This is a genomic window from Flavobacterium bizetiae, assembly GCF_024271895.1.
In the GTDB taxonomy this organism is placed as follows: Bacteria; Bacteroidota; Bacteroidia; order Flavobacteriales; family Flavobacteriaceae; genus Flavobacterium; species Flavobacterium bizetiae.
In genome coordinates, this window is sequence record NZ_CP091861.1 from 5,285,180 (window position 1) to 5,304,529 (window position 19,350).

Here is a 19,350-nt window from a genome sequence, read left to right on the forward strand (position 1 = left end):
TATTTATTAATTTGAAATTTCTACAGCATTTATTTTACCCGTTAATTTTTCTTTCCAGTTCTTCCAATTGTATTTTTTACTAAAAATAAAAAGCAAAATAGGATATATTACGACAACAGGTAATATAACATCCAGCCCCGCAGATGGTTCTGACAAATCTTTAAAAAGAGAATGGGTTTGAAAAACAGACCAGTCCGAAGTCACCAATAAAGCACCAATTAGATTATTGGCAGCATGGAAACCAAGAGCCAATTCGATTCCGTCATCCATAAGTGTAATAATACCCAAAAATAAACCGGTTCCTATGTAATAAACCATAATAACGTAACCCATTTTGGCTACTTCGGGATTAAAAATATGCATCAGTCCAAATATAAGAGAAGTCATCATTAACGGAAACCATCTATTAAGGGCCAGATTCGCAAATCCCTGCATCAAATATCCTCTAAAAACATATTCCTCGGTACTGGTTTGAATCGGGATTAAAATTGCTCCTACGGCAACTAAAATCAAAAAAGGAACCAATTTAAAATTCCATATAAAATTTTCAGGTGATCTAAAATACACCACCACAAAACTTAGTATTGTAAAAAAGGACCATAAAAAGAAGGAGAAAAAAATACGTTTCCAATCGACCTTTTTTCTTGATGTCGTAACCGACAAAAGCGTTTGATGATGCAAATATTTTACCACATAATAAATACCAACAAATGCAAAAGCAAACGAAATCATAACCAAAAACAAGGTAAGATTTGGTTCGAATATTTTCATAACAGCCGCATTATCTGTCGGAATTACTTTTTTCCCAGTTAACGTTTTATACAACACCGCAACCGAAAAAGGAATCTGACCTATAAACGAAGCGATAATAATTAAAACTGAGCCAATAAGATATAACCAAAATTTATTCTGAGATTTAATTCCTTGTTCTAAAAACATATTTATAATAATTTAAAAATGAGAATTCGATTTAACAACTAAATCTTACTTTTGGTCTTGCTAAAATACCGAATTTTTAATTTAATTCCCTTAACACACCTTAAATATAACAAAATGATACAAATTTACCATAATCCACGTTGCGGAAAATCAAGAAACTGTCTGGCTTTTATCGAACAAATCAATCAGGAATATGAAATTATTCCGTACCTGACCGAAACTCCTTCTTTTGATGAACTAAAAGCATTGCTTAAAAAATTAAACCTTCAACCCATTGAACTGGTTCGAATTAAAGAAAAAATATGGATCGAAAATTATAAAGGAAAAGAATTAACCAATGACCAGATTATTCAGGCCATGACCGATAATCCTATCTTAATAGAACGCCCAATTGTTATAAAAGACGGAAAAGCAATTATTGGAAGAGATCTAGACAAGGTAGCTTCTTTTTTAGATTGATTATAAAGAGTAGTATTAACATTTTTTTGTGATTTCTCTCTTTAAACCAAAAGGTACATTTGCGGTCTAAAAGAAAAAGAAACCAGAAATAAAATGAAAAAAATCAAATTTGCTGTATTGCTTGTATTGCTATTTACAAGTTTTTACAATTATGCCCAACAAGGACCACCAGCCAACAACAAAGTAAAAGTTACAGGAAAAGTTTTCGAAAAAATAAGTAAACAGCCTCTTGAATACGCCACTATTTCGATCACAGCGCCAAATGATACTAAAGTTATTGCTGGCGGAATCACAAATCCTAAAGGGGAATTTGATGTAGCGGTTGCTCCCGGAACTTATGATATAAAAGTTGAATTTATTTCGTTTAAAGCAACCGAAATAAAAGGAAGAACTATACAAGGTGACACCAATTTAGGCGTTGTAAATCTATCTGAAGATGCAGCACAACTAAACGAAGTTGTAGTGCGTGCCGAAAAATCGACAGTAGAAATAAAACTTGACAAAAAAGTATACAACGTTGGTCAGGATATGATGGTAAAAGGCGGAACTGTAAGTGACGTTCTGGACAACGTACCTTCTGTTTCTGTTGATACCGAAGGAAATGTAAGCTTAAGAGGAAGTGATAATATCAGGATTTTAATCGACGGAAGGCCTTCAAATGCTATCAATGTTGCCGAAGCTTTACGTCAGCTTCCTGCCGATGCTATCGATAAAGTAGAAGTTATCACCAACCCATCTGCACGTTATGATGCAGAAGGAGGATCAGGATTGATCAACATTATCCTTAAAAAAGGAAAAAACCAAGGGATAAACGGGACTTTTATTGCCTCTACAGGTATTCCTGAAACTTACGGCGCAAGTGCCAACCTGAATTATAAAACAGAAAAAGTAAACTACTTTACTACTGCAGGATACAACTACAGAACCAACGAAGGTGGAGGATTAACCAATACAGAGTATTTTAATGCCGACAAAACGCCCAAAGGTTATTTAGATGAAGATCGTGATACTAAAAGAACCAACGAAGGTTTCAACGGAAGAGCGGGTATAGAATGGACTGTAGCACCAAATACATACTGGACAAATGCTATTAATTACCAAAAAAGCAACGGAAATACCAGAGACTTGATTAACTACAATAATTTTGACGCTAATCATGCTTTTACAGGAACTTCTTTCCGCTTAAACAATGGAGATACCGATAGTGAAAACGTAGAATATACTTCAAATTTAATCAAAAACTTCAACGACAAAGGCCACAAACTTACTGCAGATTTATCGGTTTCAAGAAATACAGATGACAGTAACAGTCTTATTACAGCATCACCAAATTTTAATAATACTTTAAACGATCAGGTTCAAAAACAAATACAACTTCAGGCTGATTATGTTTTACCATTAGGCGAAGGAAGTCAGTTTGAAGCCGGATATAAAGGTAGTTTTGGCGACCTGAATAACCAATATATAATAACAGACAATTTGGGTAATCCAGATCCAAAATTATCAAACACCTTAGAATACAAAGAAAACATCAACGCGATTTACACTCAGTATGGTTTCAAAGTAAACAAATTCTCTTATTTATTTGGTTTGCGTTGGGAAGACACCAACATTCAGGTGAACTTATTAGATAATAGTGATTTCAATACTAAAAAATACAACAACTTATTTCCTAGTGCCTTTATTGGTTACGAAATTTCAGATCAAAGCAGTTTCTCAGCCAGCTACAGTAAACGTTTATCAAGACCCAGAGGACGTTTCATGAACCCTGCAACAAATTACTCCAGTAACGTAAATATCTTTCAGGGGAATCCGGATTTAGATCCTTCTTTAACAGACAAATACGATATTGGATACATCAAACGTTGGGACAAACTAACTTTTAATACCTCAGCATATTTCGAAAACACAAAAGATGTTTTCAGTTTCGTAAGAACTCCTACAGGTGAAGTTGTAAATTCTGATGGTGAAGTCGTAACTCCTACACCTGAAAACCCAGTTAATGATGGAATTCCGGTTATTTTAAGCCGTCCAATTAACTTAGGAAGAGAGCAAAAATTTGGTTTCGAATTTACACTGAATTATACACCATTCAAAAAATGGAGAGTAAACAGTAATTTCAATATTTACAACGTAAAAACAACCGGAGAAAACACGTACAATGATTCTAAAGGAAACCTTGTTGTACAAAATCTGGATAATCAAGCCACAACCTGGTTTGCAAGAATCAACTCTAAGCTAACTTTACCATACAAAATCGACTGGCAGTTAAGCGGAGTATACAATGGCGAGCAAAAAACGGCTCAGGGTAAAAATCTGGGACAATTTGCTATGAACACCGCTTTTAGTAAAGATGTCTTAAAAGACAAAGCTACAATCGCATTCAATATTAGTGATATTTTCAACTCAAGAATCATGAGGTCATACACTTACCTTCAAAACGATACAACACTTGAGAGCCAGACATCATATGGCGAAATGCAATTCCGTAAACGTCAATTCAACTTATCTTTTACGTATCGTTTCAACAAACCTAAAAACGAAAGAGAAAAGAACGGAGCTCCTAAAAATGATGGCGGCGGCGACGGCGGAGGAGAATTTCCGGGATAATATAAGTTAAATTCCAATAAAAAAAATCCAAATTCCAATCTGGTTGGATAAATTCCAAAATTTAAAATCCAAATTCCAATTTAAAAATTGGAATTTGGATTTTTTGATTTATAAAGAAACCCTACAGGTTTTAAGACCTGCCCGATCTAAATAGTTTCAATCAAATTGGAATTTGGAATTTATTTTTTTTTGTCAGTTTTGGAATTTGGAGTTTTCAAAATTTGGAATTTCACTTATTTCCATAAAAAAAAGGACTCGCAAAAACGGGTCCTTTTTTTATAAAGTCAACTTAAAATTAAATTGCTTGTTCTGCTTTTTTCTTTGCTCTTTTCTCTTTGATAAGTTCCCAGCTTGCTCCCGTAACCCAATAAGATACGAAACCAACTAAGAAAAACATCAACCAAAACCCTATAGTTAGTATGGTCAAGAAAAGTAAAAAGCCTAAGTACTGTGAAAATTCAAACATGTTTTCCGGAATTTTTGAATGTAAGGACAAATGTATGTTTTATATTTTTCCTTAGCAATAAAATCCAAATCAATTTTCATAAAATCACAATAATCTGTATATTTAAACTCATTTTAAATAAGGATTTTTTTCGATTATTATTTAACTAGCTAAACTATAAGAACATGAGTATTTTCAGGAGCTATTTCCCGCTATCCGTTACAAACGAAGTTCACTGAACTCCAATTAAAATAAATGTTTAGTGAAGTAATCTTTTATGTTTTTAAAGAAAAAACATAAAAGGATTTCCACTACTATCGGGGCTAGGCACTCATTTTCAAAAGAAATTTCAATCATAAAAGTAAAAAATCCGTTTTAATTAGCGTTTTTACCAAGTAAATCCGTTTCATCCACGTCTTATTTACAAAAATTCTTTAACAATTACACATATAACATTTTACATATAACATTTTACAAAAAACAACATGAAATACAGAATAGAAAAAGACACCATGGGCGAAGTACAAGTCCCTGCCGATAAATATTGGGGAGCACAAACAGAACGTTCCCGTAACAATTTCAAAATTGGCGCTTCGGCCTCAATGCCACAAGAAATCATCGAAGGATTCGCTTACCTAAAAAAAGCAGCCGCATACGCCAATGCCGATTTAGGTGTTTTACCTGCCGAAAAACGCGATGCCATTGCCGCAGTTTGCGACGAAATCCTCGCCGGACAACTTAAAGACGAATTTCCGTTAGTTATTTGGCAAACTGGTTCAGGAACCCAAAGCAATATGAATGTGAACGAAGTTGTTGCCAATCGTGCACAAGTTTTAAAAGGCTTTAATATTGGCGAAGGCGAACCTTTTATCAAAGCCAATGATGACGTCAACAAATCACAATCATCAAACGACACTTTCCCTACTGCTATGCACATTGCCGCATATAAAATGGTTATCGAAACCACTATTCCCGGAGTCGAAAAACTACACGCCACTTTAGCCGCAAAAGCAAAAGAATTCAAAGATGTTGTAAAAATTGGCCGTACCCATCTTATGGATGCCACACCATTAACTTTAGGACAGGAAATTTCAGGTTATGCCGCTCAATTATCATTTGGATTAAAAGCCTTAAAAAATACTTTAGCACATTTATCCGAAATCGCTCTTGGAGGAACCGCAGTAGGAACAGGATTAAATACACCAAAAGGATACGATATAAAAGTTGCCGAATACATTGCAAAATTTACCAACCTTCCTTTCGTTACCGCCGAAAATAAATTTGAAGCATTAGCAGCACATGATGCCATTGTAGAAACGCACGGAGCATTAAAACAATTGGCCGTTTCGCTTAATAAAATTGCAAACGATGTTAGAATGCTTGCTTCAGGTCCACGCTCCGGAATTGGAGAAATTCACATTCCCGAAAACGAACCAGGATCATCTATCATGCCCGGAAAAGTAAACCCAACACAATGCGAAGCCTTGACTATGGTTTGCGCACAAGTGATCGGGAATGATATGGCAATCGCCGTTGGCGGAATGCAGGGACATTACGAACTAAACGTTTTTAAACCCGTTATGGCAGCAAACTTTCTGCAATCAGCACGATTATTAGGAGATGCCTGCGTTTCCTTCGACGAACATTGCGCTCAGGGAATCGAACCGAACTACAAACGCATCAAAGAATTAGTAGATAATTCATTAATGTTGGTTACAGCTTTAAACACCAAAATAGGATACTACAAAGCAGCCGAAATTGCTCAAACCGCACACAAAAACGGAACTACTCTAAAAGATGAAGCCGTTCGTTTAGGTTATGTAACCCCTGAAGATTTTGATGCTTGGGTAAAACCGGAGGAGATGGTTTAGTCGCAGTCGCAGTCGCAGTCGCAGTCGCAGTCGCATATAAAAAAAGGCAGAAAAAATTTAGTTTTCTGCCTTTTTTTATATGATCCTTGTATATCTACAACTTTTTCAAAATTTAAAAACTAAGATTGTAAGTAACTTTAGTTTTACACAAAACCAACCACGATCATCATCATTTCGATGAAAATATTGTGATTGTTCTAGCCCGATAGAAGTGAAAATCCTTTTGTGGCATCCCGATAGCTACCGGGAGCCACAAAAGATTGGAGCGGATAGCAGGATTAGCTCCTAAAAAATATTTTTCACAGAAATCGAAATTATAAAATAAGCATATTCAAATTTAAATTGGTTTTTCATAAAGTTTTAGCCGCACTTAAAACTGAAAACCGAGACTGAGACTGAGACTTATTTCCCGTCTACATAATCTTGTAAATAACTAAATCTCTCCGTCAACTTTCCTTTTTCGGTTATTTTGGCTCTTTGCAGGATTCCGTCTTTATCTCCGTTAAAGAAAGCAGGAATTACGTGTTCCATAAATTGTTCACCAAAACCTTCGCTGGCATCTTTAGGAATTTCGCAAGGTAAATTATCTACCGCCATTACTACAACAGCTGCAGGATGAAACACCTCAACTTCTCTGTCTTCTAAAGGAAAATAACCATAAATAGGCTCTTCAATAGTCGAAGAACGCACGGTACAAGCTATTGGTCCATTTACGTCACACGAAATATCAGCCACTACTTTTAATTTGCAATCACTTGCATTCAGCATTTCTTTCGTTAAAATCATCGGAGCGCCAGTAGCATAAAAATGTCCGGCAAAATAAATATCTGAAACCTTAGTAAACTTTTCAAAATCTGAAACATATTGGTCAGGATGTTCGATAAAATCTCTAAAATCGATAATTTCTCCATCAATACGTTTATTATATTCTAAAACATCAAGCTGAACATAAACAGGCTGCGCATAGTTTTTAGTCAGATAATTTTCGACCGTAATTTCTTTTACTTTAATCGCGTCCAGAATTTCTTTGGCACCGCTACCTACTTTTCCGGTTCCGGTAACTACAAATTTTAATGCTGGTAAATTAAGACGTTTCAAATGTGCGATTAAAGCATCTTTGCCCGCAAGAGTTTCTGCTTTAGGCAATTTGAACAATTCAAATTTTATCCCAAAAGCACGGATTCCATTATAAACGCCCACCATTCCGGCGTATTTTCCAAAACCAATTAAACGACGATTTTGATCATCGACAATGGTTTCGTGATCATACAAATCGATATTTTTTTCTAAAATTGATTTTAGTAATTTCTGATTATAAGGTTGTTTTTTTATAGTATGAGAAAAAAAGAAATACGCTTTATCCGAAATCAAATTATCGACAGGAACCTCTTTTACTCCAAACAAAACATCACATCCGGAAACATCATCTGTAACTGTGATTCCCATACTTTTATATTGAACGTCAGAAAAAATCCTGATATCAGAACTCTCTACCTCAACAATAGCATCGTGATAGGTTTGTTTTAGTTTTGCAAGTTCATTAGGCGAAAATACAACACGTCTGTCCGGTGGATTCTTTCTTTCTTTTATAATTCCAAATTTCATTTATATCCGATTAAAATAATTATTAATATAACTTTTTCATTTCAATTTGTTTTAAATATAACAAATTTAGTTAAAGTTTTGTTGTTAAAATACATTTTAGAATGTTTTAAAACCGTTAAAAGCTGACAAACAATCAACTAATTAAACAAAGTCTTAATATTTTGTTAAAATCAACTTTCAGGTAAACAAAAAATGACGAAACTTAAATATTGAATTCTATATATTTGTTTTTAAAGAATGATGAAAATGAGCCTCCTTAAAAAAACAAATATACCACAAATACTTTTCTCAATACTAGTTTTAAGTTCTTGTGGTAAAGACAAAACAACACAAACAGATACTGCTACAGAAGTTGAAGATACTTTACCTAAAATGAAACCGTTAGCTCATGAAACTAAAATTTCACAAGCTTATATAAATTCAGTTGCCGGACGAATCAATCACTTTTACAATAAAAATTGGCCTAACAATACTATGAACGGAAGTTTTTTAGTGGCAAAAAACGGTCAGATAATTTTTGAAAGATATAATGGTTTCGCCAATAAAAACGAAGGAACTAAAATTACAGCCGAAACTCCGGTACAAATTGCTTCTGTAAGTAAGGTTTTAACAGCAACTGCAGTTTTAAAATTGGTAAATGCAGGAAAAATTGATTTAGACCAAAAAGTAAACACAATTCTAAAAACATTTCCGTACCAGGATTGTACGATCAGAATGCTTTTAAGCCATCGTAGCGGAATGCGTAATTACGCTTATTTTACAGACAGAGATAAATCGGTTTGGGACAGACACAATCAGCTTACAAATAAAGACATCTTAAACATTTTAGCGACAAAAGATATTGCTTTAGAATCTAAAACAGGAACTCGTTTTAGTTATTGCAATACCAATTATGCCATGCTTGCGCTAATTATCGAAAAAATCACAGGTCTATCTTATAAAGAAGCTATGTCTCAAATGATATTTAAACCTTTGGGCATGACGCATACGTATGTTTTTGATGATGATAAAGACCGAAAAAAGATTGTTCCTTCTTATAAAGGTAACGGTGTAGAAATTGGTTTTGATTATCTTGATAATGTATACGGAGATAAAAACGTGTTTTCTACAGCAAGAGACCTTTTAAAATTTGACCGCGCCAGAAATGCTCCTGGATTTTTAAAGCCTGAACTTTTAAAACAAGTTTATACGGGTTATAGTAATGAAAGAAAAGGTACTAAAAATTACGGTTTAGGAATTAGAATGATCAATTGGGAAACCGGACAAAATTATTATTTCCATAACGGTTGGTGGCATGGTAATACCTCATCGTATATTCCGTTAATGAAAGAGCATGTTACGATAATTGCTTTGTCGAATAAAATGACGAGAAACACTTATGCAGTTCGTAAACTAGCTCCTATTTTTGGTGATTATCCGTTTAATTTTAAAGATGAAGAATAATATTATTTTTCTGAAAAATTTATTACAAAACTAACTTCAAATAGTATAAATTTGCAAACTCATTTTTGGGGTCGACTGGTTTTGACAGCAAGTCGAATTGAAAAGTAAGCACGTCGAGCATTGAGACCTTGCTCGTAAATATAAGATCTTACAATTTTACACGGCGAAAATAACTACGCTTTAGCTGCATAATCCGAATTATAGTAAGATTAAGCCACGTCTCTATCAGATAGAGAAGCTGGATTCTCCTTGAAAGCCTTGGTTTGTGGCGGTCAGTACAGGGGAACCGTAAAAATAAACCTAGATTTCCATGAGCTTCGGGTGGAGATCGAAATTAAGAAGATAAGTGTTGAGTGGTTGTTCCTGACCTAGCTTAACATCGAAAATCCAATCAGGAAATAAACGTGTAGAAAGCTCTTTAGTTGCTTGTTTGGACCCGGGTTCGATTCCCGGCGACTCCACAAAAAAACCTGTAAACTCTTTATTTACAGGTTTTTTTATTAATTGCAATCTTATCATCTATTTGATAAAAGCAGCAAATCACTACCCCAATTTTAACTCCGGTCAAACCGTTTTATCTAAAAAAGACAAATACGGCTTCTTTTCAGAAAACCGTATATTGTCAGACTAATTCAAATTCACTTTTATAAACTTGCTTTTACTGCACCGCAAGTCAGCATGTTTTTTGGGTAATAAGGATTTTTGATTTCCTTGCTATCACTTACCCACACCGCATTGGTCATTGGGCAAACCTGAAGGTATAATGTATTATCAGCCACCTTGAATTTGGGTGCCAGATCCCAAAATTTAACAGACAGTACTTCAAAAATTTTACGTTGCTTATTGATGTTTTTAGTTGCTTCAACTTCAGCTACAAGGTTTATGATTTCCTTTCTTTTTGTAGTAGCGTCATTCATTTGTTCAAGATTTAGTTTTTTAAATCTGAAATTCTTTAACGAATGCTGCAATGCAATAGCGCTTTTTACAACGGCCACACTATCTGAAACCAAAAGATTATTTTTTAAAGCCAAATAATTGTTTGTGATTTCCTTTTTTTGTGCCTCACGTTTTTCTACCAGCTCAGGAGCTACTTCTTCTTTTGATGTTAACTGAGCCTGCGCCAAATTGCTTAAGAAAATAAATGCTATAACTACTATCTTTTTCATATATCGGTTTTGTTTAGTTTTGAAATAATTTTATCCATTTCGATCAAAATACCTTCGTAATGATCTTTGTTTAATCCTGTTGTTCCGTTCATTAATTTTGTAACATCAGTTCTTAATTTTAAAATATGCTGTTTGGCATACAATCTTACATCACTTCGCTGTGCTGCATTTAAAGCTTTACCAGGTTCTGTTTCCTTAGGCAATAAAAGCATACCAAGTTTTTCGATATAACCGCGCTGCAAACCTCGTCTGTAATAATCTAATTTTTCGTTACCGCTAAAATTTACCCAAACAGTTTGCTGCATATCGTTTAAAAACTCGGGAACGGTATAAGCTCCTTCAAACTGCATTGCTTTAAGGCTGATATTGTAAAGAATACCGGAACTTAACAACATATTTAAGATTTGGTTTTGCTGATCTGCTATCTGATCTTCTGTTTTTAAAGGAATCAACTGATCGATTTCTTTTGGATACATCCAAAGCGGCGCAACAAACAATTGTCTTCCCACATAATCAACAGCCGCCTTTACTTTTGCTTTTGGAACTGGCTGATATACCACTCCTTTTTCATCAACGGTTCTTTTGGTTACGTAGTTATTGCCAATATATTTTAGCACATGATACAAATACAAACCATATTGTTTTACAATGGCTTTATGCATATCTGATAAATTATCATAGGCATCGTTAGGCTGATAGGTCCACTGAATAAGATTTGGCACTACACGTTTTAGGTTTTTAATACCATAATCGCTGGCCGCTACTGCATCATCACCAAGGTCTTCTGTCTGACTGCGGGGATCTTCGTCTTTTCCTTCTCCTCCAAACCATAATTTAGGATTAGCAGTCAAACTATCCGTAGTCATTTTGCTCAGTATTTTTTCTTCCTCAAACTCATCCTCCGTTTTTGGAAAATAACTATAACCCCACTTCACCGCCCATTTATCATAGATTCCAATACGCGGATAAATTCCCTCCGGACTTATATTATCTTCTGGCTGTGCCACATAATTAAGGCGCGCATAGTCCATTATAGAAACGGTATGTCCATTTGCTTCCACCCATTTCTTATCTCTGAGTTTTTCTACCGGAGTTGCACTGCTGGCTCCCATATTGTGGCGTAAACCAATCGTATGCCCAATTTCATGCGAAGAAACAAAACGAATTAACTGCCCCATAACCTCATCATCTAAATGCATTTTTCTGGCTCTTGGGTCTAAAGGACCAACCTGAATCATATACCATCTCTGCACTAATTTCATCACATTATGATACCAGCCTACATGACTCTCGATGATTTCTCCGCTTCTGGGATCGCTCACACGAGGTCCGTAAGCATTCGGTGTTTCTGATGCATAATAACGAACTACTGAATATCTTGCATCTTCCAGACTCATGGTTTTATCATCTTCCGGCCATTCTTTTCCAACAATAGCATTTTTAAAACCTGCTGCTTCAAAAGCTTTCTGCCAATCGTTGATTCCGGCAATTAAATACGGTCTCCATTTTTTTGGCGTTGCTGGATCAATGTAGTAAACGATTTGTTTTTTTGGTTCAACCAACTGACCGCTTAGGTATTTTTTAATGTCTTTGTCTTTAGGTTCCAGACGATAACGCTGAATAATAAATTTTGTCTGAGCACGTTGTTCATCATCATCAAACAAAACATATTTGTTAGCAAAATAACCCACCCTTTCATCGGCAAAACGTTTGCGCATTGGTGTTTTTGGAAGCAGTACAATCGAGGTATTTAATCTCAAAGTTACCGCCCCACTGCTTGCTGTCGAATTCGTATAGGTTTTTGTTGTTTTTATTTCAATGTTAATAGGATAAGCATCTATCATCTCAATGAAAGATTTGTCATCGGCAAGAGAGGTTAACTTTTTTTCTGTTTTCTCTTTATTTTCTATAGAAAACATTGGATTATCTTTTTTAAATACATCTGTTACATCAATGACAACATTTCCTGTAACAGGATTAGTTGTTTTAATTGGAAAAGCGGCAACAATTGGACTTTCGTTACTGCCCGCTAATGCTTTTGCCAACATCGAATCGGGATCACGGACATCTTGTTTGTATTGCAATGACCTTAAAAAAACAGTATTGTTCGCTCCTTTTTCAAAATAAATTGTCTGCTCATTGGCTTTTTCACCACCAAAAATGCCCATACCTTCCGGAGTCGAAAGATATCGGGTTACGACCAGCATGTATCTGTTAAATAAACTATCAGGAATTTGAAAGTAAAATTTAGCATCTACCTGATTCACCGTAAAAAGACCTGATTTTTCTTTCGATCCTTCTTTGATTATTTTTTCATAAGCCTGTAAACCTTTCGACTGTGTACTGGTACTGTCTGCTTTTTTTTCTGTCGGAGTTTGCGAAAAACCATGCTGCTGTCCAGCCAGCAGCATGATTATTAGTATAAGTATTTTTTTCATCAGAATTTAAAATGGAACTGTTTCGTTGGTATTTAAGGTAAGCTTTGGATTTTTTTGCAGTACCGATAAAGGAAATGGTATAATGTATAATCTTGAATTAGGCTGTAACGTATACGTTTTTTGAGGAACGGTTTTGTTCACGATTGGAAATACTCTTGTAACCGTTTTTGCATATTCGGTTTCGGTGTTTAACCTCTTTAAATCAAAAAAACGATTAAAGCCCAAAAGCAATTCTTTTCTGCGTTCGGTAATTACAAGATCCATCGTTTCTTTTCTGGTCGTTGGAACGGCTAAATTTACAGCTCCCGATAAGATACGTTTTGCTCTTAATGTATTTAAAACATTGACTGCTTCAGTAAATTTATCTTCTCTGGCGTAACATTCTGCCAGCATTAAATAAACCTCAGTAGTTTTCATCCCCACTGTAGGATAAAAGAATTTTGTATATACCGTTGCCCAATACGCTGTATTTGATCCCTGATCCAGATTTGTTGTGCTGGTATTATTAAAAAACAAATTAAAACGTGCATCGTTTGTCCCGAATAAAGTTCTCAGCTCCGGACTTATAATATATTGATAAGCAAAGTTCATCTCATTATAACCTGTCATATACATATAACTCAATACTTCTATATTATTTGCTGCCGGTACAGCAACTACATTTGGTCCGCCTTGTGTGTTATAAGCTACCATATCAAATATTTTATTGTTGTAGCTTAATGACTTTTCTGCAGCTTCCTTAGCACTTGCAATTTCACGTTTAAACAAATGAACTTTAGCTTTAAATGCATAAGCAAATGCCAGTGACGGATGGTAAACATCCATTGGTTTTTCCTGAAGATACGGTAAAGCCTCGTCTATATCTTTCTGAATAAATGCGTAAACTTGTGCTACAGTAGACTTTGCCGGCTGTGCTTCCAGATCAAATTTATCCATGATACAAATACCTCCATCTGTAGCAGCAGTTTGCGGATCATACCCTTTTGCGTAAGTGTTTACGAGCAAAAAGTGATCGTAGGCTCTGTAAATTTTGGCTTCTGCTTTTGCTAATTGCTTTGTATTTGCATCTCCTTTACTATCATCGACAAGCGAAATAATAGTATTCCATCTGTTAATATAGGTGTAAGCCTGATTGTAAAAGCTCGACGTATTTAGTAAAGAAACACGATCTGTAGTTTCATCAAAAGTAAAATTAATTGTATTGATGTTGGGCGTTTTCCCTATTACATCCCCTTCTTTCATCCATTGGTCATCAGACAAATACTGAAAATTATTGATAGGATATCCTCTGTTTGGCAGCGATACTGTTTCAAGAAACTGATCAGCTGTTTCAATAACTAAAGATCCTTTTGGCGTTACGTCTGTATAGTCTTCGCAGGCTGCAGTACTTAAAATAAGCAGCGATGCCATTATTTTATATATCTGTTTCATGTTTTAAAGAGTAAGGTTAAAGCCAAATAAATACGTTTTTGGCATTGGTAAATTACGTGTACCTGAATTAGCCGAATAAACTTCAGGGTCAATACGATTTCCGGCAGCACTCCAATACCAAATATTATTCATTTGAAAAGTAAATTTGGCCGATGTAATATTCAATTTATTAGCCACCAATTTTGGTAAATTATAACCTAATGAAATGTTTCTAAGTTTGATGTAATCACCATCGATAACATTTATATCTGAGTTTCTCCATTGACTGCTCATGGTGATGGCATAATTCCTGGCCACTTCATCAACATCTACAAACAAACGAGTATTTCCGTTTTGGTTTGCATCTGTGTAACGATCTGCAATACCTGCGTTGTTTACTGCATCCGAACTTAAATCCATAACATCTTTACGCATTACATTTCCTCCTGAGAAAACAAATAACAAATTCAAATCGAATTGTTTATAAGAAAATCTTTGTGATAACGAACCGGTATAAGTTGGGGTTAAACTTCCTTTATTTACCAACGCATCTGTGCTATTAACTGTTTTTAAGCTGCTTGCTATTGGAGTACCATTGGCATCAAAAGCCATCGATGGATTTCCTTTTTCATCTAAAATATAAGGATAACCATTTACTGTTCCTCCATATCTGTACGCATATAAACTATTATAAACTTCATTTTCTAAAAAGTAATCCAGAGGTGAGCTGGCATACACCGAAGCAATTGATTGTGCTCTGGTAACTTTTTCGACAGTCGTTCTGTTAAAACCTAAAATTAGATTAGATCCAATGCGGAAATTACCATTATTGTACCAGTCAGAACCAATACTAAACTCTACTCCTTTGTTCATTAATGCTCCTGCATTTATTCTTCGTGACAGTGCCCCAACGGTAGGATCTAAATCTGTTGTTGCTAATAAATCACTGCTGTATTTACGATAGATATCAATACTTCCGTTTAATTTACCTCTAAACAAACTGTAATCTACACCAAAGTTTGTGCTTTGTGTTTTTTCCCATCTTAACATCGGATTGGGTTGCCCTGTGATATTCGTATATTGCAACGATTGATATAAGTTATCATTTCTTCTTGTGGCAGTTACGTATGGAGTTGTAGACTGATCTATATTTCCGTTAACACCATAAGTTAATCTAAATTTAAGCGCAGTAACCCATTTTATTTCTTTCATAAATTCTTCGTTGCTGGCATTCCAACCTAAACCTACAGACCATAGTGGGCGGTTTTTATACTTAGGATCAACTCCAAACAAATCTGCCCTGTCTACTCTATAACTTCCTGTTATGTTATATTTTGATAAAAAGGTATACCCAACAGAACTAAATACAGAAAAATAACGGTGCAGAACTTCTTTTTGTGATCTTGATACTGTCGCCAGCGTTCTGTTATTTCCGTATATATAACTTGGAGTTCCTGTCTGGCTAAGTGCAAGGCTGTTCATTACGGCAGAACTTAATGTTACAGGATCGTAACCGTATCTTAACTGTTCGATCGATCTTGGAACAAAAGTTTCACGCATTTCAAAACCAGCCAGTGCATTTATAGAATGTTTGCCACCGCTAAAATCCTCAGTATAATCTAATTGATTTCTAAAAGAATAATTACTGGCCTTACTACTCAATTGCTCGTATCGTCCTCCAGTAGAGAAACCTTCTACATACGTATAAGCATTCGTTGCCGGATTATATGCCGTTAAAGCATTAATGGCATAACGCATTTTATACGAGTTAACATCGTAATACTGTTCGTTATCGTTTCTTGTTGTTTCGTATTGAAATTGTGTACTTGCACTTAACCCTCTCCATAATTTGGCACGCAAATTTGCAAAGGCTCTTAAGTTTAATGAATTTTGTTTTTCGATACCTTCCTGAAGTGCATTTAAAACATTAAAAGTCATTGGTTTAAAACCGCTTAAACTTGCTATTTTTTCTGCCATAACAGGATTAATGGCTCCGCCGGAAGTAAAACCATCTTTAATTGCCACGAAAGGCGATATTACAAGATTTCCATTATCATCTGTAATACGTTCGTATCTTTTTTGAATATCATAACTGTTGTAATCAGGATCTGTAACATCATCATTACTGTACGTTGCATTTATTCCAAATGTTGCATTTAACCAGTTGTTTACCTGAAAACTGCTTTTTGCATAAAGATTAAAGGATCGGCTCTCATTATTTATAACACGTCCTTTTGCCTGATCATAATTAAACGACACATACGTATTCTGTCTGCTTGTACTTCCTGAAAAGGCAATATTGTAGCGCTGTCTAAACTCATTCTGCCATACATTATCGCGATAATCTTTGTAGTAATCGTTTTTTCTCCATTGATCCAGCGTGCTGTTGTAATCTGCATTATTGATTTTTCCTTCTTCTAAATTTCTGTTTAGCTGATAAAGAGGACTGTAATACTTTGGGTTACTGCTTCCTATATCGCCATAAGTATTGAACATCGTTTGTGTATCAGCAACTCTGGCTCTTTCTCTCTTATACACCGCTTGTTCATAATCGATCAAATTACTTGTAGAAGCATAATTCATATTCTTGAAACTTGGCTTTGTCGAAATAAAGAAATCCGAATTTATACTTACTTTTAATTTACCATTTCCTTTTTTAGTAGTCAAAACGATAATTCCGTTTGCTGCTCTCGAACCATAAATAGAGGCCGCAGCAGCATCTTTAAGGACGTTTACACTTTCGATATCATAAGGATTAATATCTTCTAAAGTCAGTTCTGTTGGCAAACCATCAATTACCAAAAGCGGGCTGTATCCAACATCAACTGAAGAAAAAGTTCCCATCCCACGTAAAATTGGTGTATCTGCAGAAGCTCCTGTCGGATTTTTTCTCAGCATCAAACCTGCCACACGACCTTCCAGCGCAGTAGATAAGTCGGCATTGATATTTTCATTTAAGGTCTTTTCGTCAATTGTTGCAATTGCTCCCGTTGAGTGACTTCTGGTTAGCGTTTGATAACCCGTAATTACAACTTCTTTCATTGCAGCTACTTTGTCTTCAACAATCAGCATTAATTCTGTTCTACCGGTGATCCCGAAAGATTTCTTTTCAATAGTTAATCCTGAACATTCAAGAATACCGTTCTCTGGTACATTATCAAAAGCAAAACTTCCGTCAAAATCAGTTATACTAGTTCTATTCGTTCCCGAAAGAGCAACCGTTACTCCGGGAAAAGGTTCGTTTTTATTGTTTAATACTTTTCCGCGGATATCGATTAATGCGTTTCCCAGGTTCTCTGCCTTTTCTTTTACAGCCGTTACCACAATCGTTTGATTGGTAATCGTGTATTTTAAATTTTGAGAATTAAAAATCTGATTCAGCGTTTCTTTTACATTCGAATTCTTAACATTAATGGTTACAGGTTTCGAATCTTTTAGCAGTTTCTGCGTATAAAAAACTTCGTAATTGGCCTGTTTTGCCACTTCTTTCAACACTGTTTCAAGTGGTGCACCTTTAAAATTAATGCTGATGTTTTGTGCTTGTCCTTCGTAACTGCACAGCAGCACAAGTATCAAACTAAGGCCGCATAAATAAGTAGAAAAACTGCTACTCCTTTTTCTGTTTTTTTTGTAAGGTTTTTTTGGTTGTAAATTAAATTTCATACATTTACATTTGGTTATAGTTAAACAATAGGTGGACAACTTATATTGGCTATTAACTTTTAAAACAAACCGGAGGCATCGCAACTGCTTCTGGTTTTTTAGTTTATAGTCTCAATATATTCGGGTAAATTTAAATTCAGGGATATACAATAATCGTTTTTCCTTCAACCTTAAATTTTATATTACTAAGCTCAAGCACTTTTAGTACTTCAGACAAATTTTTATTCATAAACGTACCGCCGTTAAATCGTACATCCGGGACATCGCCGCGGTATTCTACTTTAATTCCGTACCAGCGTTCCAATTGTCTCATAACGGTTTTTAAGTCGGCATTATCAAATTTAAAACGGCCATTTTTCCAAGCGATCGCAGCTTCGGTGTCGACTTGTTTAACTGTAATCTTAGTAAACTTATCAGATACATTAGATTGTTGTCCCGGTTTTAAAATGGCTTTTTGGTTTTTATAACTCACCGCAACACTTCCTTCTAATAAAGTCGTTTTTACAACAGATTCATTATCATAAGCATGTACGTTAAAATGCGTTCCAAGGACTTCTATATCCTGATCACCTGATTTTACAATAAAGGGTTTGTTTTTATTTTTGGCGACTTCAAAATAAGCTTCTCCGTCAAGTTCTACGATTCTTTGATCTCCATTAAACTGAGTTGGATATTTAATCGATGAAACTGCATTTAGATATACTTTGGTTCCATCTGCCAGAACAATATTGTACTGTCCTCCCGTTGGTGTCGAAAGTGTATTGAATAAATTAGCATCAGCTTTTGATGCATCAGTATTTGGATTGATGATATAAGTGATAACGCCATTAGCGCCCATTTTTATAGTAACCTCATCTTCTTCACCTTCTTTGGCAATTGTATCTTTTGCCGAAATATCAGCCAAAACAATTTGCTTTCCGTTTGAAAGTATCAGAATTCCTCTATTTCCTCCGGGAGCAATTTCCTGTGGTTTTTCAGCAACCTGAATAGGCTGTTCTTTTGTTTTTGTAAAATAAAATATTCCCGTACCCAATAATACAGCGATTGAAGAGGCAACAGCCACACGCGGCCAAATACGAATTACTTTTGTTTCTTGTTTTAAAGGTAACTTCTCTTTCAAATATTGATAACTATCTTCCAGCTCGTACTCGTTAAGCTGTAAATTGCTATTAGAAGCTTTATGTAAATACCAAGCATCTACTTTATCTTTATCTTCATTAGATAAAGTGCCTTCCTGATATTTTTTTAGCAATGCTAAGATTTCATTTTCATTCATAAATACAATACGAAATTTTGTCCCG

Annotated in this window: 12 protein-coding genes and 1 other RNA gene; 5 read left to right on the plus strand and 8 right to left on the minus strand. The window is 35.1% G+C overall.

Annotation, left to right across the window (positions count from 1 at the left end):
• Positions 1-6: 6 nt before the first annotated feature.
• Positions 7-939, minus strand: a complete 933-nt coding sequence (locus L0669_RS21795; RefSeq protein ID WP_263759948.1) for a CPBP family intramembrane glutamic endopeptidase — start codon at positions 937-939, stop codon at positions 7-9.
• Positions 940-1,053: 114 nt separating this feature from the next.
• Between L0669_RS21795 and arsC the strand changes: the two genes are divergently transcribed.
• Together arsC and L0669_RS21805 are read left to right on the plus strand one after the other, a co-directional pair.
• Complete coding sequence (arsC, locus tag L0669_RS21800) at positions 1,054-1,398, plus strand: arsenate reductase (glutaredoxin) (protein WP_263759949.1); 345 nt, start codon at positions 1,054-1,056, stop codon at positions 1,396-1,398.
• Positions 1,399-1,491: 93 nt separating this feature from the next.
• The gene (locus L0669_RS21805; RefSeq protein WP_263759950.1) at positions 1,492-4,008 is read left to right on the plus strand and encodes a TonB-dependent receptor; all 2,517 of its coding nucleotides are present in this window, start codon (positions 1,492-1,494) and stop codon (positions 4,006-4,008) included.
• Between the two features lie 295 nt (positions 4,009-4,303).
• Here L0669_RS21805 and L0669_RS21810 read toward each other — a convergent pair whose 3' ends face one another.
• Complete coding sequence (locus L0669_RS21810; RefSeq protein ID WP_194615743.1) at positions 4,304-4,474, minus strand: hypothetical protein; 171 nt, start codon at positions 4,472-4,474, stop codon at positions 4,304-4,306.
• Between the two features lie 464 nt (positions 4,475-4,938).
• Here L0669_RS21810 and fumC point away from each other — a divergent pair, with 464 nt between their 5' ends.
• A complete protein-coding gene (fumC, locus tag L0669_RS21815; RefSeq protein ID WP_263759951.1) occupies positions 4,939-6,324 on the plus strand; it encodes a class II fumarate hydratase in 1,386 nt (461 codons plus the stop codon).
• A gap of 402 nt (positions 6,325-6,726) precedes the next feature.
• Here the strand turns inward: fumC and L0669_RS21820 are convergent, their stop codons facing one another.
• The gene (locus L0669_RS21820; RefSeq protein WP_263759952.1) at positions 6,727-7,929 is read right to left on the minus strand and encodes an NAD(P)-dependent oxidoreductase; all 1,203 of its coding nucleotides are present in this window, start codon (positions 7,927-7,929) and stop codon (positions 6,727-6,729) included.
• Positions 7,930-8,169: 240 nt separating this feature from the next.
• Between L0669_RS21820 and L0669_RS21825 the strand changes: the two genes are divergently transcribed.
• Positions 8,170-9,372 (plus strand): serine hydrolase domain-containing protein, encoded by a 1,203-nt coding sequence (locus L0669_RS21825; RefSeq protein WP_173971983.1) that lies wholly within the window; start codon positions 8,170-8,172, stop codon positions 9,370-9,372.
• 67 nt (positions 9,373-9,439) lie between these two features.
• Positions 9,440-9,836, plus strand: a transfer-messenger RNA (tmRNA) gene (gene ssrA / locus L0669_RS21830).
• Positions 9,837-10,016: 180 nt separating this feature from the next.
• On the opposite strand, the gene L0669_RS21835 is transcribed toward ssrA, so the two are convergent.
• The 5 genes from L0669_RS21835 to L0669_RS21855 all read right to left on the minus strand — a co-directional run bounded on the left by L0669_RS21835 (position 10,017) and on the right by L0669_RS21855 (position 19,325).
• Positions 10,017-10,538 carry a DUF3347 domain-containing protein gene (locus tag L0669_RS21835; protein WP_263759953.1) on the minus strand — a complete coding sequence of 174 codons (522 nt, stop codon included), beginning with the start codon at positions 10,536-10,538 and terminating at the stop codon, positions 10,017-10,019.
• Positions 10,535-12,976 (minus strand): zinc-dependent metalloprotease, encoded by a 2,442-nt coding sequence (locus L0669_RS21840; protein ID WP_263759954.1) that lies wholly within the window; start codon positions 12,974-12,976, stop codon positions 10,535-10,537. Before L0669_RS21840 ends, L0669_RS21835 begins: the two co-directional genes overlap by 4 nt.
• 6 nt (positions 12,977-12,982) lie before the next feature.
• Positions 12,983-14,407, minus strand: coding sequence for a RagB/SusD family nutrient uptake outer membrane protein (locus tag L0669_RS21845; RefSeq protein ID WP_263759955.1), 1,425 nt, complete (start codon positions 14,405-14,407; stop codon positions 12,983-12,985).
• Positions 14,408-14,410: 3 nt separating this feature from the next.
• A complete protein-coding gene (locus L0669_RS21850; RefSeq protein ID WP_263759956.1) occupies positions 14,411-18,049 on the minus strand; it encodes a SusC/RagA family TonB-linked outer membrane protein in 3,639 nt (1,212 codons plus the stop codon).
• Positions 18,050-18,185: 136 nt separating this feature from the next.
• Entirely contained in the window at positions 18,186-19,325 is a 1,140-nt protein-coding gene (locus L0669_RS21855) for a FecR family protein (RefSeq protein ID WP_263759957.1), read from the minus strand.
• Between the last annotated feature and the right edge of the window lie 25 nt (positions 19,326-19,350).

What these genes read in the sequence shown, in the direction of transcription:
- L0669_RS21795 (WP_263759948.1), bottom strand. Translation starts at nt 939, where the DNA reads ATGTTTTTAGAACAAGGAATTAAATCTCAGAATAAATTTTGGTTATAT.
- arsC (WP_263759949.1), top strand. Translation starts at nt 1,054, where the DNA reads ATGATACAAATTTACCATAATCCACGTTGCGGAAAATCAAGAAACTGT.
- L0669_RS21805 (WP_263759950.1), top strand. Translation starts at nt 1,492, where the DNA reads ATGAAAAAAATCAAATTTGCTGTATTGCTTGTATTGCTATTTACAAGT.
- L0669_RS21810 (WP_194615743.1), bottom strand. Translation starts at nt 4,474, where the DNA reads ATGTTTGAATTTTCACAGTACTTAGGCTTTTTACTTTTCTTGACCATA.
- fumC (WP_263759951.1), top strand. Translation starts at nt 4,939, where the DNA reads ATGAAATACAGAATAGAAAAAGACACCATGGGCGAAGTACAAGTCCCT.
- L0669_RS21820 (WP_263759952.1), bottom strand. Translation starts at nt 7,929, where the DNA reads ATGAAATTTGGAATTATAAAAGAAAGAAAGAATCCACCGGACAGACGT.
- L0669_RS21825 (WP_173971983.1), top strand. Translation starts at nt 8,170, where the DNA reads ATGAAAATGAGCCTCCTTAAAAAAACAAATATACCACAAATACTTTTC.
- L0669_RS21835 (WP_263759953.1), bottom strand. Translation starts at nt 10,538, where the DNA reads ATGAAAAAGATAGTAGTTATAGCATTTATTTTCTTAAGCAATTTGGCG.
- L0669_RS21840 (WP_263759954.1), bottom strand. Translation starts at nt 12,976, where the DNA reads ATGAAAAAAATACTTATACTAATAATCATGCTGCTGGCTGGACAGCAG.
- L0669_RS21845 (WP_263759955.1), bottom strand. Translation starts at nt 14,407, where the DNA reads ATGAAACAGATATATAAAATAATGGCATCGCTGCTTATTTTAAGTACT.
- L0669_RS21850 (WP_263759956.1), bottom strand. Translation starts at nt 18,049, where the DNA reads ATGAAATTTAATTTACAACCAAAAAAACCTTACAAAAAAAACAGAAAA.
- L0669_RS21855 (WP_263759957.1), bottom strand. Translation starts at nt 19,325, where the DNA reads ATGAATGAAAATGAAATCTTAGCATTGCTAAAAAAATATCAGGAAGGC.